The following is an 18,587-nucleotide window of genomic DNA, read 5'->3' on the forward strand; positions in this document are numbered from 1 at the left end:
CAACGGTCAAGTGGTGATTGATATTACTGATGGCGCTGACGCGGGGGGTAATGAGCACGGTGAAATCACCATTACTGAAGGTGATTTAACCCCTCAAACGGGTGAGCAAGGTTATCCTGTTTCAGGCTCTACAACACTAGTCATTGAAGCCGGAGCTGACCGTTTAGATCCCACCAAGGTCACTATCGATCCAAAACAATTAACCACGTTAATAGATGAGCTGTCATCTGAATTAACCACGGGCAATCATGAAGCGATCAGTTTCCATTATGATGCTGCAACTGGCGTATTAATCGGTAGCACGGCGGCAGGTGAGCCGGTTGTAACGGTGTCATTGGACGCGGTACAAGCGGCGAATGGTCACGATATCGATGTGAAAGTGACTATCACTCAAGAAAAACCATTAAATCACACCGACAGTGGTGTGGATGGTTTAGTCGATAGCATTAACGATCAGATCACCATTGATGTGCCGATTCAGGCGCAAGACACTGATGGTGACTGGCTACAAAAGCCTGCCAATGTTGATATCACTATCAAGGATGGTGCTAACCCAGAATTTGGTACCGATAGCGGCACCACCATTGTCGAAACCGAAACAGGGACAACAGCCAATGGTAAAATAGCGCTTGATGTTGGCTCTGATAATATCGCCCATATTGATTTTCAGATATCTCAACCATCACTAGATGGCATTCTATCGAATAATCAGGCCACTCGTTATGTTGTTGATGGTAACGAAATTCATGTCGTCATTGACGGTGGTACTAATGATGGTGAAGCGGTACTGACTATTACTATTGGTAATGATGGTCATTATATCGTTGAACAACATCAACCTATTGAACAAAATAATGCAGCAGGTGACAGTGTCAATATTGAGCTTAGTGTTGTTGCAACTGATGATGATGGTGATATTAGCAATACGGGTCAATTAGAGATTCATATTAAGGATGGTCTAAATCCTACAGGCGAAGGCGTTCAAGCCAATATTACTATTACCGAAGGAGATTTAGAAAATCCTCGCCCAGGTAAAGGTTACCCTGTTGTTGGCTCCGGACAATTCACTGTTGATGCAACTGATGATGCCTTAGTCGCTAATTCATTGACAATCACAGATAGTGTTAAGTTGACATTGCTAACCGAATTAAATGGCCTTACATCAGATGGTGAAACGTTAAGTTTTAATGTTGAGATTGGAGCTAATGGTGTCATTACCATAACGGGTGTAACCGCAACAGGTGGGCATGAGGCGGTATTGATTACGATGACACCATCATCATTAGCAAATGGTGATGTCAGTGTTGATATGACCATTCAACAATCATTACCGTTAGATCACTTACACGCGAACGGTACATTTGTTGATGTTAGAGGCGGTAAGATTACTATTAATGTGCCTGTTCAAATGCAGGATACTGATGGCGATGCGTTAGAAAAACCTGTTGATGTAAACATTACAATTAAAGATGGTCAAAAACCGTCATTTGGACAAGATACTTCAGCAACCTTAGATGAAGGTACATCAGGTCAGGCAACAGGCTCTGGCTCAATTAATGTTGATACTGGAAGCGACCAAATAGAAAAAGTTTATTTTGGAAGTGAACAAGTATCATTAAATGGTTTAACTAGTAATGGTCATGCCACGATTTATCATGTAAGTGCTGACGGTACAAGTGTGATTGTTGTACTGCAAAGTGATCCGTCTCAGATTGTGATGGAAGTGAGTATTGATATTGACGGTCACTATACGGTTACCCAACAACAACCGATAGATCAAGTTGATGACGCGGTTGCTGACAATGAAATCATCAAGCTAGACGTTTATGCGCAAGATCATGATGGTGATGTTAGTAAGCCAGGCCAAATCACGATCAATATTCATGATGGTGAAAATGCTACAGGTGGTGAGACTGGCTCAATTACTATTACTGAAGGTGATTTAACGCCAACTGCTGATCAGCAAGGGTACCCAGTTTCAGGTGATGTTGATATTGTAGTAACGGCAGGGGTTGACCGACTTGATCCAACAACAGCAACCATAGATAACAGTAAACTTACATCATTGATTAATGAACTACAGTCAGAGCTAACGGCAGATGGTGCGCCAGTAAGCTTTGTTTATGATCATGCTAGCGGTGTTTTAACGGGTACTGCTAATGGCCAAATTGTGCTTACCGTTACAGTGACTGCGATACAAGCTGCAAACGGTCATGATGCTGATATTAAGGTATCTATTACTCAACATTCTCCGCTTGATCATAATGGTAGTGATAATGGTGGGTGGGTAAATGTTGATGGTGATAAGATCGTTATCGATGTTCCAGTTCAAGTTAAAGATACTGATGGTGACCTACTTACTCATGATGTTAATGCTCAAATTACTATTGAAGATGGCGCTGGCCCAGTGATCACCGCCGCACCTGCTTTAACGGTTGAGGAAAGTGATTTAGCTTCTGGTTCGACCCCTTCGGGTGATGGTGAGTCTGCTTTTGGCGATATTGTTGTTGATTCAGGCAGTGACCATATTTCAACTTATAAAGTTGATGTTGATTCTTTTAATCAACAAAATGACATAACCTCAAATGGAAATAAGATAACGTTATCACAATCAAGTGAAGGTACTTATCAAGGTATTGCTAATGGTAATGTTGTGTTTACTTATTACTTGCTACCAACAGGCCGTTATATATTCCAGTTGCATGGCACCATCGATCACCCAACCCAAGGTGAAGATCAATTAACCATTGAAATACCTGTTTATGTTATTGATAACGATGGTGACCTGAGCGCGAGTGTTAATATTGATGTCACAATTAAAGATGATATTCCGACTGTTGAAAATGTAGTTTTAATTGCAGTAGAAAGTACGGCAGATCATATCAGTGATACCAATTATGGTTATGTTATTGATCAAACTGGCGCAGATGGAGCCCAAGTTACTTCTGTCACTATTAATGGTGACAAAATTGCGTTGAGCGATGATAACTTGAGTCATGACGGATACCATGAATTTGATGTTTATGATGGTAATCAATTACTAGGCCAGTTATTCATAAAGCCAGATGGTCAAACAATCTTTAGATCAAGTGCTGATCTTACTCATAGCCAAGAAGAAATTATTAAACAAATTGGCTTTGAAGTGACAGATGGGGATGGTGATACAGCTCAAGGTACCATCACTATCGAATTATCAGATCAAGATACTATTCTTCATACTGAGAACAGCATCGGTGAAGAAGACGATGGGCGTCACTCTACAGATCCAACCGATAATGTTGATCCAAGCCGGAGTGGTATTGCAATCAATATGACCATTGATGGTGGAGATAACGATCGTGGTGAACATGTTGGTACGGTAACTATTCAACCGCAAGCACAAGCACATGGTGTGTTTATGTATAACGGACAACCACTTACTGTTAATAGTGATGGTAGCGTTACCTTACCACCTAATGCCTTTACGGTTGATGATACCAACCCACCAGATGTGAAGTTTACCTTACAAGGTGTAACTTTTGTTCCTGATGCCGACTATTCAACTTCTGCCGCTGGAATAAAATTTGATGTAACAGCACAAATTAATACTACTGATGGTGGCAATCATCCGGTAATGAATGGTGAGTTTTCTATTAACGTTCAAGGGATTGCTGATACACCTGTTTGGAATGCAAGTTCGGTTGATCATTATGTAACCACTGAAGATCAGAATAACGTTCTGCTTGATGTTGTGGCTGATTTACAAGACACGGATGGTTCAGAAAAGCTATTTTATTTCATTACCGTCCCTGTTGAATATCAAGATAAGTGTACCTTAGAAATAGGAGGACAGTTATTAACAGAGACTTCACCAGGCTCTGGTATCTATAAAGTAACTGTAAATCAGATGGCTGCGGTTGAAGTAAATCCAGTCGATAATTTTAGTGGTGATATTAAGTTAACTATTCAAGCGCAAAGTAAAGAAAAGAGTAACTTTGTTGATGGGCACCAATTTGCTGATTCGGCTGAGAAAACAGTTATTATTAATGTTAATCCTGATGCTGATGATGGTGTGCTTAAAGTAACGCGAGTAGAAGCAAATGAAGATCAACGGATTGACTTATCAAGCCATATTAGTTTGGTCTCACTTGACGATAATACTGATAATTCTGAGCATTTATTCTTACAGATATCAGCTTTACCTGAAGGCGCTGTGCTGTATGTTAACGATCAGCTATTGACGCCAAATGCTGATGGGGTATATGAAATTGCATATCAAGATTTGACTGGCTTATCACTTCAGCCACCGTTAGATAGTAATGTTGATTTCAGTATTACTGTTAATGGCGTTGTACGTGATGTCGCACAAGTCACAGATGAAAATGGCAATATAACAACCGAAACCAGTGAAAAAGTGATTGGCCCTCAAACAATTGATGTTGCGTTGACTGGGGTGGTTGATCAGCCTGAAATTGTATCTGAAAACCCAGACTGGACGCCATTGGATGATGGTCGCGATGGTTTACAAACTACAATTAAAGAAGATGGCGAAGCTAAATTTGATTTTAAAGTCGTTTCTGGTGAGCATACTAATGCTGATGGTAATACCGATGGATCTGAAACGCTTAGTGTAATTATTTCAGGCATTCCAGAAGGGACTGAAATTTTTGATGCTGAGGGTAATCTACAGACATTGGTTTATGCTGGAGAGGATATTAACGGCCAGCCAATTTATCAAGTAAACCTCGATTCTTTAACGAATATTGTGATTAAGCCACCACAGAACAGTACTGAAGATATCAGCTTAGATGTCCGTACTGTTGTGACTGAAAATGATGGTGCGAGTGCTGAGTTTAACAGTGAATTGGTTATTCATATCACCCCTGAAATTGATGCTGCTGATTATACAACTGTATCTAAAGGGCTAGAAGATGAAGCAACAAACGTTAACTGGCAGCCTTCTCTTTCTGATACTCAAGAGCATATTACAGGGTTAGTTTTAAGTGGTTTACCTGCTGGTTATCAACTATTTATTGAAGGAACACTATTAGCGAATGGTGGAACAGGTAATGTTGAACTTACGCCGCAACAATTACAAACATTACTGGATGGCGGTAAGCTTACGGTAACTGCACCTCATAATTCAGATCAAGATATTCAATTAACCTCGATGGTTACCGTATCTCAAACTGATGTTGATGGCGATAAAGAAACGGTGACAAAACAAGTTACTGGTACGTTAGATATTGATATAAAAGCAGTTGTTGAGCCTGATGGTAATATTGCTGTTGATGACAATGGTACATTTGTTACAACAATTGCGTCTGGTACAAATGGTGTTATTGATTTATCAGACGATGCGGATTCTGACGGTAAGATTGCGTGGGAAAATAATGATACTTCAAGTTCTGAAGTGATCACTCAAATCGTATTAGATCCTATTCCTGAAGGATTTGTGATCATTGGTGGTATTAATAATGGTGATGGTAGCTGGACTGTGCCGCAATCAGCTTTAAGTGGGTTGAAAATTATTGCACCAGAAGGTTATAACGATAAATTAGTCTTGAATATCAATGCGCTTGTTCAAGATATGAGTGATGACGGTGATGTCAGTAGTAAAGTTGACGAGAAAGGTACAATCACACTTGATTTTAGTGCTAATACTGAAAATCATGATGAAAAAGCAGCGGATATTATTGTTGATGAAAACTATATCGTAACGGGTGATGAAGATCATTCTATCGACCTCGGCCAGCAAATGATGGATCACATCGTTAAGGTGAGCACGGCAGATGGTGATCAGGTACATGATGAATTTACATTAGTGATTAATGCTAATGATTTACCTGCGGGGGCATCAATTTCTGGCGCTGAATTTAACCATGTTACTGGTGAGTATGTATTAAAAGTAGCGGTAGGTGCTGATGGTTCAGTTGATTTATCAAGTATCAAATTAAATTTACCAACAGACTATGCTGGTGATTTTAAGTTTAATGTTAAATATGTCACAACAGATACCGATAGTGGCGATTACATAACCAAGAATGACACTATTGCTGTGCAAGTTGCACCACAAGTTGATGGTCCTAAAGATGTAGCAATTACAGTTGTAGAAACTGATGGCTTAAACGCCGATAAGCAGCCGATCTCGACATCAGATGATAAGCAAGAGCAGGTATACGATAATATTGCTTACGAAGATGGCGATATTAAACTCGATCTTTCGATGAGTTTAAAAGATACCGATACATCTGAAACTGACGGTAAAGAAACGATACAGTCAGTAACACTGACATTAGCAAATACTAGTGATGGCGTGTTTATTGATGCTGATGGTAACGTGTTGGGCACATCAATTACGGTAGATCAAAGTCAGCTTGATAATATTCATTTTAAGCCAGCATTAGATTTTAGCGGTAAAGTTGATATTAATGTTAGTACGACTGTAATTGATACGGCTATTTATGATCAAACAACCGGTGCAACAGTAACTGATACGAAATCATTTGATAGTACGGTCAGTTTTGACGTTATTGCTGTGAATGATGAAATTAAATGGCAGGGTATTGATACACCGATTGTTGGTGATGAAGATACCGCTATTCCACTTGCAGGAATTAGTGGTTCTTTAGAAGATGTCGATGGATCAGAGCATATTGTTTCGATGAAATTAGAAAATGTGCCTGATGGCTTCATTATTGAAGGTGCCGTAAATAATGGTGGTGGTGTATGGACAATTACAGCATCAGGTGAAAGTTTTGATTTAAGTGATATTAAAGTACGACCACCACATGATTTCAGTGGTAAAGTTGATATTGATATTGTGGTCTATTCACAAGAGGCTTCATTAGATAAACCCGCGGAAAATCGTGAAACGATCACAATTGAGGTTAATCCAGTCGCCGATAAAGTGGATACTGATGTTGATCCAAATGCAAGCGGTGACGAAAATAGTCCAATTACGCTTGATTTGGGCATTAAAGCTTACGACGATCAAAAAACAATTAATAATCCAGAGGCAAATGTACATGAAAATGGTGCCGAATCATTACAAATCACTATTACTAATGTGCCAGATTCAAGTTCATTTACTCTTCCTGATGGTGTTGCTGGTAGTGCTGAAAAGCAACCAGATGGCTCATGGATTATTAAAGTAACGGGATCTGATCTTGATACCTTAATTTTCAATCCAGGCGACGCCAATAATCAAACTGTTATTGATGGCAATATTTGGAATGGCGATCTGAATCTAGATATCCGTGCGGTGGATAATGGTGTTGTCGGAACGGATAGTGTTGCTGTTGATAAAATTATTCATGTAGAAGTTACGCCAGATAATGATGCACCAGTAAACCATCTGCCATCAGAACCATTAACAGTTGATGAAGATGCAACTTTAGTCATTAAAGACCTTCAAATTACTGATGTTGATAGTAATGATCATGGTGCCATTATGGACATGACCGTTACGTTAAGTGTTGAGCATGGGCAACTTGCTATTGCTGCAGGTGCAGATACATCTGGCCTAACGATTACTGATAATGGCGACGGTAAGTTGGTTATTAATGGTGATTTAACTTTAATTAACCAGCTACTAGATCAAGGCATTAACTATACTGGTGACAAAGATTTTAATGGCACTGATAGTCTTACCATGACGACTAACGATAATGGTAATTCAGGCGCAGGTGGTGCATTAACAGATACCGATAGTATTGATATCACAGTAACACCTGTTAACGATGCACCAATAAATACCGTACCTGCACCATTTGATGTAAATGAAGATAGTAGTCATATTATTACTGGATTAAGCATTGCCGATGTAGATGCTAAAGAGAGTGGCACTTCAGGTCAGATGACGGTTGAACTCAATGTCGAGCATGGGCAGTTATCAATCATTGCTGCAGATACTCAAGGGTTAACAATTACTGATAATGGTGATGGTAAACTCGTGATAAGTGGTGATATTGATAAGATTAATACCTTGTTGGATGGCGGTATTAAATACACTGGCGATGAAAATTTCAATGGTAGCGATCAGTTAACCATGACAACGTCGGATAACGGTAACGTGGGTAGCGGCGGTACATTAACGGATGTGAGTACTGTTGATATCACAGTAACACCTGTTAACGATGCACCAATAAATACCGTACCTGCACCATTTGATGTAAATGAAGATAGTAGCCATATTATTACTGGATTAAGCATTGCCGATGTAGATGCTAAAGAGAGTGGCACTTCAGGTCAGATGACGGTTGAACTCAATGTCGAGCATGGGCAGTTGTCAATCATTGCTGCAGATACTCAAGGGTTAACAATTACTGATAATGGTGATGGCAAACTCGTGATAAGTGGTGATATTGATAAGATTAATACCTTGTTAAACAGTGGTATTGAATATAGTGGTGATGAAAACTTTAATGGTAGCGATCAGCTAACAATGACAACGTCGGATAACGGCAATGTTGGCAGTGGTGGTACATTAACGGATGTGAGTACAGTTGATATTACTGTTGCAGCGGTAAACGATGCACCAGTTAATGAAGTACCAACGACTATCATGGCGAGTGAAGATACTGCGACGGTTGTAGATGGGCTTAAAGTGACAGATACAGACTTTAATGAGCTTGCCGACAATAAAGCAATGTCAGTTACTTTAGCTGTGAATCATGGATCATTATCGATTTCTTTACCAGCAGGAAATGGTGTTGAAGTTATTGATGATGGCAGCGGTAATGTGGTTCTGAAAGGTTCAATGGCAGATATCAATGCGGTACTTGATAGTGGCGTGAGCTATACTGCAGCTGAAAATTTCAGTGGTAATGATGAATTAACCATTACAACCAATGATGGTGGTAATACCGGTTCTGGTGGCAGTCTATCGACGACCAATAAAGTTAATATTACCGTCACACCCAAAGTGGATATGCCATCCTTAAGTTTAAGCTCGGATCATATTCAAACCGCAGCGATTCAAAGTTCATTAGGGACAATGTTGCCTTTGATTGGTTTAATTGCTGCAGCGTCAGCTGATGCATCTGAAACACTAACGATAAAAATTAGTGACTTAGGTTCAGCACAAGTTGTTAACAAAGCAGGCAATACTATTGGTACTGATTTAGGTAATGGTGATTGGCAAATTACAGCTCAAGATCTGAATGATGTTTACATCAAAGACCTGGAACAAGGCACCCACACTATTAGTGTTGTGGCGGTATCGACTGAGTCAGATGGTTCTCAGGCGCTATCTTCACCTGTAAATATTAATATTGCGGTAGATGACCTGAGTCCAACCAATAATCTTATTGGTCAAAATAATGCTTCTGATCAAGCTAACTTGGTGATTGATAGCACAGCACAAGCTACACTGTTTGGCGGTGATGGTAACGATATTTTGGTTGGTGGGTTAGCCTCTGATATTTTAGTTGGAGGTCGAGGTGATGATATTTTATGGGGTGGTGATCTTGATGGCCATGGTGATGGTGTTAAAGATACCTTCCTATGGTCGGATAGTGATTTTGGTACAGCTAATGCGCCAGCTACTGACACCGTAATGGATTTTGAAGTCGGTATTGATACGATTAACCTTGGTGATGCACTCGATAGTCAAAATATTCAATCTTTGGATGATCTCAATAATCGGTTGAATATTATTGAGCAACAGGGCAATACTGAAATTCAGATTTTTGATGATCAACATCAAGTAGTGCAAAACATCATTTTGAATGGTGTTAGCCATAATGATCTCTTTGGCAACAATGCCGTTAATATGTCTAATGAAGATAAATTGGACGCGTTAATTAATAGCGGCAATCTTGAATTGAGCGATAATTTTGGTAATCAACAAGCGAATACATTGATTGCAGATAACCAAGGTGAGTCATTATTTGGTTTTGATGGTAATGATGACCTTATTGCAGGTCAAGGTAATGATATTTTAACGGGTGGACATGGTGATGATGTATTTACATGGCATGAAACGTCACTTTCTGCTGTAGCAAATACTGATACCATTACTGATTTTGAATTAGATAAAGATCAAATCAATATTCATGATTTACTGACTGATGATGAAAATGCTAGTTTAAAGATGGATGATCTATTAAGTCATGTGAGTGCTGGTGTAGACAATAAAGGCAATGTTAATCTTGAAGTAAGTAGCCTTGACGGTAAATCACAACACATAGTGTTAGAAAATATTAATCCACAGAATGACTTAGGTTTAGCTGATGGCGCATCTTCTGCTGATATTGTGTCATCCTTATTTAACCATAATGCGTTTCATGTCGATAATAACAATTAATGTCTAATTAACTTGAAAAAGCAGCTTTAATTAGCTGCTTTTTTATAAATAAAGAGAACATAGTGATGAGAAAAGGGCTAATAGGCGGTTTACTATTAATAAGTTCAGGAACTGTATATGCACAGAGCTGTCCTGTTGATGTGCCTAATCCTATTCATATTGATAAAGGCAATGTGTCTGTTTATGAAGCAGGTAAGCCTAAGTTATTGATTGATGATAACAATAATTTATTTATTAATGGTCAGCAGGTTGATCTTAATGCTATGCAGCAAAAAGCGTTAACAACATACAGTGATAATATGCAAACCTATTTGCCACAAATGGCGGCATTAGCTCAGCAAGGAACTGAGTTAGCTTTAGCAGTACTGAAAGATGTATCAAATAGTTTTGACTCACAAACAGCATTTGCAAAAGTTCAAGTTCTCGTTAATCAATTAAGTGAACAAGCACAGCATAAATTTTATAATCAGCAAGGTCAATTTGTGATGCCTGCTGATGTATTTACTAGTATGGATACGACGTGGAAAACTGAATTTGAAAATGCAATGCAACAAGTGACTGTCGAATCGATCTCGAGTGTATTGGCAGCACTAGCTGATGAAATGAAAAGTGGTAATTTGGATTTTAGTCAGATGCAGACGAAATTTTCACAGCTAAAGACCCAGATCACTGATACCGTGACTCAGCATAGTGGTGAAATGAAAGTGAAAGCTAATGATTTATGTGGTTCAATTGAAGGGTTAGCAAAGCAAGAACAACAACTTCAACAAATAATTCCACAGTTACAAAATATACCTATGTTTAAAATGTAATTGCGATCAAAGCTTAACCATAGTCAAAATAGCACTCAAAGGTGCTATTTTTATTGGGATAACCACCTACACTTTATAGATAAGATCAGAAAGTAATAGCCGTAAATCATTATAGTGTCAATGTGTACAAAAGTGTCAGTTCAAGCTAAAGGAGTGCAGAATGTTCAAGTTATTGGTTATTTTTGGATTATTAGCTTTCGCTTATTGGGTTATTCGGTATCTATCTAAATCGCAGCAAAACCAGATAGTAACGGGATTAGTAGCCGTACTAGGCTCTGCTGCGATCATTTTTATTGGGTTTGAATTGTTTCGTTAAAGCACATCAGTTAACGCAACACCGATACCTAAGCGTTGTTGTTTATGATTATAATCAATGAGGTTCTCACCATAACCCGTTGAATATTTAGTATATCCTCGTAATTTACCCCACAAAGGGAAAGTCAGGCCCAGTTCACCATACCCCTTGTGAGTTGAAAAGTTTTGACGCCCAGTAAAACTGAATTCGTAATCCTGCCATTTGTAGACAGCATTGAGTTCATAGTGTCCCATGTAATCACTGATATCTGGGTTATCGTCACCTTTAGGTGATAACGGATCTTCTTTTTTATCTTCAGGTATACGCCACCAAGGGCGCACAGAAAAAACAAAATTACCTTTTTCAACAATCAAATCGGTGTAAATGCGGTTCCAGCTACGTGATAGCCCTTGAGTGCGCCCATTAGACTGATGTTCTATGCCTAATGTTACCCATGTATTTGCTTCAAAAGGTGTCCAAGGTGTTGGTGCGAGGTAAAATAATTCAGGGCGATAATTGGTTTCTCTAAATGGACGTGAGATATCTTCAGCATACACTTGCCAATATGATTTCAATGTAAATGCAGCAAATAAACCATCATTATGAATCAGTAAGTCATCATAACTTAGCGGTGTTTTAAAACTTATCTGAAATTCGGCTTCCGCATTTTTCATTTTTCCTCCCCACTCACTGTCTTTATAAGCGTCATGATTAATGCTGTCTGACATAACAATAGGGAGAAAATAATTCATACGGTGTGGCGTTATTACAAAACGATTTAAAGCAGTATCACGCTCATCTTGTAAACGTTGAGACATAAGAGATGGTGATGATTGTGAAGGGGCTGTAATCGTGACAGGCGCGGCTTTAGCTATATTCTTAGAACAGCGAGAGCGAATGTCATTTAATGTTAGCGTACCATTTTCCGTTTTCACGGCATTTAGCAGGCAAGCATCATAATCTGGAGATGTACCAGCATTAGCTGTACTTGCTATGAATAATGAAGAAGTAAGGCAAACAGTATAAATACATCTCACAATAATGGGTTATCCCTAAAAAATGGAAAATAAGACGTTACTAATTCTTTGTGTTTTTTATATTTCGATTAGTGTACATAATAAATCTTCCAAAGGAATAACATTAAGTTAGATATTTGTAAAACAAAAACGCCGTCTTAAAAAAGACGGCGTTTATTCTTAAATCATTAGCATTTTATATTCAGTACGAATTAAGCACCTGTACGACTACGTGTTGGCTTTCCATTTGGTCGTTGACCACTAGGTTTGCCATTACGATTTGCTGGGCGGCCACTTGCTTGAGCTGGTTTACCATTGCGATTATTACTCGTATTGGTCGTATTATTATTGCTGCCGCCACGGTTACTGTTAGTGCCTGCTTTAGCCGTATTACCATTACGAGAGCTGTTCGCCTGTGGTTTTCCATTAGTAACGGGCTTACCATTACGATTACTCTGAGGGCGTTTACCATCAGTGCGAATATCCGGTTGATTCGGGTTCTTGGTTGCAAAACGTTTAGAACCGTGACGACCTGAACCTCGACGTTCAGCTGGTGTCATTTCTGCTTCACTGCCAGCGTCTGGCACTAAACAATTAGGGCGGTTACCGATTAAATACTTTTTACCCATGGTAATTAGCGCATCACGGATTAGAGGCCAGTTTAGTGGATCGTGGTAACGCAATAGTGCTTTATGAAGGCGACGTTGACGTTCACCTTTAGCGACAAATAAATCTTCACGGCCTTTGTATTTCACTTTCTTCAACGGGTTTGTTTCTGAGTGATACATTGCTGTGGCATTACACATCGGTGATGGGTAAAAGTTTTGTACCTGATCACACTGGTAATCATTTTGTTTAAGCCACAACGCCAAGTTCAACATATCTTCATCAGTTGAGCCTGGATGCGCTGAAATAAAGTAAGGAATAAGGTATTGTTTTTTACCTGCTTCTTGGCTGTATTGCTCAAACATTGATTTGAAGCGATCATAGGTGCCCATGCCTGGCTTCATCATCAGATCAAGCGTGCCTTTTTCGGTATGCTCTGGTGCTATTTTTAAGTAGCCGCCGACATGGTGAGTAACAAGTTCACGCACATATTCTGGCGACTCTACGGCCAAATCATAACGAACGCCTGAGGCGATCATGATCTTTTTAATGCCTTTAACATTACGAGCATTACGATATAAATCAATTAAATGCTTATGATCAGTGTTTAGCTTTTCACAGATTTTAGGGAAAATACATGATGGTCGGCGACAGTTAGCTTCAGCTTTAGGATCTGAACAACCAAGACGATACATGTTCGCCGTTGGACCTCCTAGATCGGAAATAGTACCAGTAAAACCAGGGACTTTATCGCGAATTTCTTCTAGTTCATTAAGAATCGATTCTTGAGAACGGTTTTGAATAATACGACCTTCATGCTCCGTAATAGAACAGAAAGAACAACCACCAAAACAACCACGCATGATATTAACTGAGGTTTTGATCATATCATATGCAGGGATTTTTGCTTTGCCGTAGCTTGGGTGAGGCACACGAGCAAAAGGTAATCCAAACACAAAATCCATTTCTTCCGTCGACAATGGAATAGGGGCACGGTTGATCCATAATTCACGATCAGCGTGCTTTTGGATTAATGCACGTCCAGAATAAGGGTTAGTTTCTAGGTGCATTACTCGGCTAGCGTGTGCGTATAAAATACGATCATTTGCTAATTTTTCATATGATGGTAACCGTACTACTGTATTTTCAGCATCATGGCGTGATGGACGAACGTGAATAACTTGTGGTTGTTTTTCTTTTTCTTCTTTATTAGAAGCACACGTTTCTTCAGTGGCATAGGGATTCTGCATTACCATTGGACGGCCAGGCTTTTCAATGCGTGATGAATCAATTTCCTGATAGCGTTCAGGAATATCTTTGATCATTACTGCCGTGCCCGCAATATCAGTTAATGACTTAATATCTTCGCCATTAGCAATACGGTGTGAGACTTCAACCAGTGCTCGTTCAGCGTTGCCAAATAATAAAATATCCGCTTTAGCATCCATTAGCACTGAACGGCGGACTTTATCTGACCAGTAATCGTAGTGTGCAAGACGGCGTAAGCTCGCTTCAATACCGCCTAAAACAATAGGCGCTTCTTTATAAGCTTCACGACAGCGCTGAGAATAAACTAATACTGCGCGATCTGGACGTTTGCCACCTTCATTATTTGGGGTGTAAGCATCATCTTTACGTAGTTTGCGATCAGCGGTGTAGCGGTTGATCATTGAATCCATATTGCCGGATGTAATACCAAAATAAAGATTTGGTTTACCCAATGCCATAAAATCGTCTTTATTGTCCCATTTAGGCTGCGCAATAATACCAACGCGAAATCCCTGAGATTCAAGCAATCGCCCAATCACGGCCATACCAAAACTAGGATGGTCAATATAGGCATCACCAGTAACAATGATAATGTCACAGCTGTCCCAACCGAGAGCGTCCATCTCTTTTCTGGATGTCGGCAAGAATGGAGCTGTGCCATAGCATTCAGCCCAATACTTAGGATAGCTATCAATAGGTGTTACTTTAGTGTGCATGTTTTGACCTCTATATTTTGAGGCGGGAATTATAGCGGCTCATAAAAAGGCTGGCTAGTGATTATAAATCTTGATGTTAAACAAAGTTTTTAATAAATCGTTATTCGACTTTTAACTATAGCCATTTATTGTGTGATGGGGCGCGCTAATATGAATGATTTTTTTGTAATATAAAGACGCATTAAATGAGAAAAATACTCATCCAATACGTCAAAAGGGAAGACATTAAGATGCTGCGATACTAGATTGTAAGCTTCTTACATCTGAACCATCAGGGCTTTGATAAACCGCGAGATTAAATTGGGGTAAAATGGCTAATACGTGATCAAAAATATCGGATTGAACTGCTTCATAAAAAGCCCAACGCGTATCATTAACAAAAACATAAATTTGAACGGGTAATCCTTGCGCACTTGGCTCTAATTCGCGTACGAGAAAAGTCATGTCTTGGCGAATTTTATTATTTTGTTTTAAGTAAGCTTCTAAATAAGCTCGAAAGACAGTGATATTGGTTAATTGAAGTGCATGAGCATCACCTGTCACAATTTCTGCGTTTCTTTTTGCGATAAAATCAGCCACATAAGGGATAGTTGATAATTGTTGCTGTTGCTGCTCGTCAATAAATTTAATGGTGTCAATATCGATTAAGATGGAGCGTTTAATTCGGCGACCACCCGATTCTTGCATTTGGCGCCAGTTAATAAATGAATCTTGTACTAGGGCATAAGCTGGAATATTAGTTACGGTATTATCCCAGTTTTTTACTTTAACGGTTGTTAAGGAAACTTCATCAATACTGCCGTTTGCACCGTATTTGTCCATTTGAATCCAATCACCGACCTTGACCATCTGGTTTGCCGATAATTGAATACCCGCAACAAAGCCTAAAATAGTATCGCGGAAAACTAATAATACTAAACCTGTTGCGACACCTAGGCCACTTAAAAAGTAAATTGGCGAGCGATTAGTGAGTACGGAGATTGCAATAATAAATCCGATAAAAAAGATGATGAGCTTGGATAGTTGAACAAAGCTTTTTACTGGTAAATTACGACTTATTTGATTAATGTCAGCCATGTCATTTGATGCATCAAGAAATGCATAAGTACTTCTTACTAATACAATAATTAGCCATAAACTTAACGTACGGTCAATAAAGCTACTGAGGATCGCATGTTTATCTAATACTAGTGGAATAACAAGGTTGAGCACCATTGCCGGGATAGTTAATGATAGTTTTTCAAAGACTTTATGCCGTACCATAACGTGTCCCCATGTTGCTTGAGAACGTTTAATGGCAGATCGTAATATGGCAAGCAAGCCCCAGCGAACGAAGACGTAAGCTAAGAAAGCTACCACGCAGCAAAGTACCATGAATATAGCAGTTGATATGCTGTCTTGTGGTTGAACATTAATCCCAAGCTGTGACATGCCATTAGCAATGTCCAAGCGTATTTTATGGCTCAAAATGGAACTCCAAACTCACCGGTGAATAAAAATGTAACTGGCTCGATATCGTCATTGGTTTGAGAACACAATCGACGGTGAATGCGAGTATTTTTTATAATGGTGTTTATCTTAGCATAATCAGAGGGGTGCATTAGTGGTAGAATCTTAGAATACCAAGTATGTAGGTTCGTTTGAGCAATCAGTACGATATTAACGAGAGTGTGGAGAAAATGGTGTCCAAAAAATATTATGTTGTTTGGAGCGGTCGTGAGCCTGGTGTTTATAGTGACTGGGCAAGTTGTAAGCAGCAAGTAGATAAATTTGCAGGGGCGCGATATAAATCATTTCCAACCCAAGCTGAAGCCGTTGCGGCTTTTGGAAAACCTGCACAGATTTCTGGTTCATCACCACAAGTTAAAAAAACATCAACAAAACGCACCACTGTAAGTAAAGGGTCATTAACCAGTGAACAAGTTCATGCATTAACAGCGGAAATTAAAATTTTCACTGATGGTGGTTGTGATCCTAATCCTGGTAAAGCGGGATCAGGATTGGCGTTATACCGTAATAATCAACTAAGTGAGTTATGGTACGGTCTATATGAGCCAATGGGAACCAATAATACCGCTGAGTTAAATGCACTTAATCAGGCTCTGATCTTAGCCGAACAAGCTTTGACACAAGGGGCTACAGTAGCGATTTTTTGTGATTCAAAATATTCGATTCAATGTATTACTCAATGGGCGATAACATGGCAAAAAAATGGCTGGAAAAAAGCGGGAGGGGAAATCAAAAACTTAGTATTAATTCAACAAATGTTTGCCCGTTATCAAGCAGTAAAGTCACAGCTTGTGATTCACCATGTCAATGGTCATGTCGGTATTGAAGGTAATGAACTTGCTGATCGTATGTCAATTTTAGCGGTTGATACTAAAGTCGTTGATTTTTGTTTATACCAACCGCCTTATGATTTACCTGCTTTACTTGCACTTCGTGCTGGTTAATTAAGCGGTGGAATATTTATAGCTTAGTTACAGATCAATCTTAGGCTTATATAGAATGATTTGCTATTGAGCTATTTATTATTAATCTGAAAAATTACTTAATATTTAATGGGTTGTTTAGTTCACTTTGTAGAAAATTGTTTAACAACGTTAATCGAGACGTTTGGCGTAATGACGGTTTATAAAGCATAAAAAGTTCAATTTTGGGTAATTGATAATCTGCTAGAACTTGTATCAATATTCCTGAAGCTAACGCGGTTTGAACTTGAAAGTTCGGCTGTATTGTAATTCCAGCGCCTTCCATTGCTGCCGCTAGCATGGCTTGGCCACTATTGATTGTAAAACGAGATGAAATACGCGGTGAAAAATAATCACCAGCGGCATTTTTAAAGCACCAACGATGGGCATGATAAGCTGTTGTGTGTCTTAAACATTGGTGATGCTCCAATGCTTTTGGCTCTAGTGGTGTGCCATGTTGTTGTAAATATTCAGGTGTCGCACATGCGACCATATCGTAGCTACAAATTTGATGGCCGACTAAAAACTCATATCCCTCAATGCGGTCATGAAAAATAACATCATAACCATCACGATAAATATCTGGTGGATTATTATCTAATGTTAGGTCAATTTCTAATTGGGGATATTGTTGAATAAATTTACCTAATAATGGGGAGAGTAGGCTAATACCCAAGTTTACGCCGCAATATATTTTTAATTTACCGATTGGTTCATTGAGATCTAGATAGATGTCTTCTTGGGCAGCTTTTAGTTCCGATAGAATATTAATGCATCGTAAATGAAACTGTTCACCTGCAGTTGTAAGAGATTGAAAACGTGTTGATTTAGCAAGTAATTTAACACCTAATGATGTTTCTAATCCATGAATATGCTTGCCTACCATTTGAGCACTGATATCACGTTCTTCTGCTACTGCTGCAAATGAACCTAGTTCAACCGCTCTGACAAAAATCTCAATACTTGTTATACGATCCATATGGACTATTCCTAACAAAAGCTGGTGGTAATTTATGTTATTAGAAACTCACAGTTGCGATTGTATTCCATATTCGTATATTTATCCAAATCAATAATATGACTATCATCATATTCTATTGTAAATGAAATTTTT

The 18,587-nt window shown here is 39.0% G+C and carries 8 protein-coding genes; 4 read left to right on the forward strand and 4 right to left on the reverse strand.

Annotation, left to right across the window (positions count from 1 at the left end; all coding sequences use genetic code 11):
- Positions 1-13 precede the first annotated feature (13 nt).
- From VXS03_RS15945 to VXS03_RS15955, 3 genes are all read left to right on the forward strand, one after another.
- Positions 14-10,288 (forward strand): T1SS-143 repeat domain-containing protein, encoded by a 10,275-nt coding sequence (locus tag VXS03_RS15945; protein ID WP_327764886.1) that lies wholly within the window; start codon positions 14-16, stop codon positions 10,286-10,288.
- A 65-nt stretch (positions 10,289-10,353) separates the two neighbouring features.
- Positions 10,354-11,100, forward strand: coding sequence for a DUF2884 family protein (locus tag VXS03_RS15950; protein ID WP_327764964.1), 747 nt, complete (start codon positions 10,354-10,356; stop codon positions 11,098-11,100).
- 160 nt (positions 11,101-11,260) lie between these two features.
- Positions 11,261-11,416, forward strand: coding sequence for a hypothetical protein (locus tag VXS03_RS15955; RefSeq protein ID WP_162841613.1), 156 nt, complete (start codon positions 11,261-11,263; stop codon positions 11,414-11,416).
- Here VXS03_RS15955 and VXS03_RS15960 read toward each other — a convergent pair.
- The 3 genes from VXS03_RS15960 to VXS03_RS15970 form a co-directional block, all read right to left on the reverse strand.
- The gene (locus VXS03_RS15960; RefSeq protein WP_327764887.1) at positions 11,413-12,432 is read right to left on the reverse strand and encodes a phospholipase A; all 1,020 of its coding nucleotides are present in this window, start codon (positions 12,430-12,432) and stop codon (positions 11,413-11,415) included. The two genes, VXS03_RS15955 and VXS03_RS15960, sit on opposite strands and share 4 nt — an antisense overlap.
- Positions 12,433-12,623: 191 nt before the next feature.
- Positions 12,624-15,002, reverse strand: coding sequence for a YgiQ family radical SAM protein (locus VXS03_RS15965; RefSeq protein ID WP_327764888.1), 2,379 nt, complete (start codon positions 15,000-15,002; stop codon positions 12,624-12,626).
- Between the two features lie 225 nt (positions 15,003-15,227).
- The gene (locus VXS03_RS15970; RefSeq protein WP_327764889.1) at positions 15,228-16,469 is read right to left on the reverse strand and encodes a mechanosensitive ion channel family protein; all 1,242 of its coding nucleotides are present in this window, start codon (positions 16,467-16,469) and stop codon (positions 15,228-15,230) included.
- A gap of 215 nt (positions 16,470-16,684) precedes the next feature.
- Here VXS03_RS15970 and VXS03_RS15975 point away from each other — a divergent pair, with 215 nt between their 5' ends.
- The gene (locus VXS03_RS15975) at positions 16,685-17,455 is read left to right on the forward strand and encodes a ribonuclease H family protein (protein ID WP_327764965.1); all 771 of its coding nucleotides are present in this window, start codon (positions 16,685-16,687) and stop codon (positions 17,453-17,455) included.
- Between the two features lie 94 nt (positions 17,456-17,549).
- Here the strand turns inward: VXS03_RS15975 and VXS03_RS15980 are convergent, their stop codons facing one another.
- A complete protein-coding gene (locus tag VXS03_RS15980; RefSeq protein WP_327764890.1) occupies positions 17,550-18,452 on the reverse strand; it encodes a LysR family transcriptional regulator in 903 nt (300 codons plus the stop codon).
- Positions 18,453-18,587: the final 135 nt, after the last annotated feature.

Origin of the sequence: Photobacterium sp. S4TG1 (genome assembly GCF_036040035.1) — a bacterium.
Lineage (GTDB): Bacteria > Pseudomonadota > Gammaproteobacteria > Enterobacterales > Vibrionaceae > Photobacterium.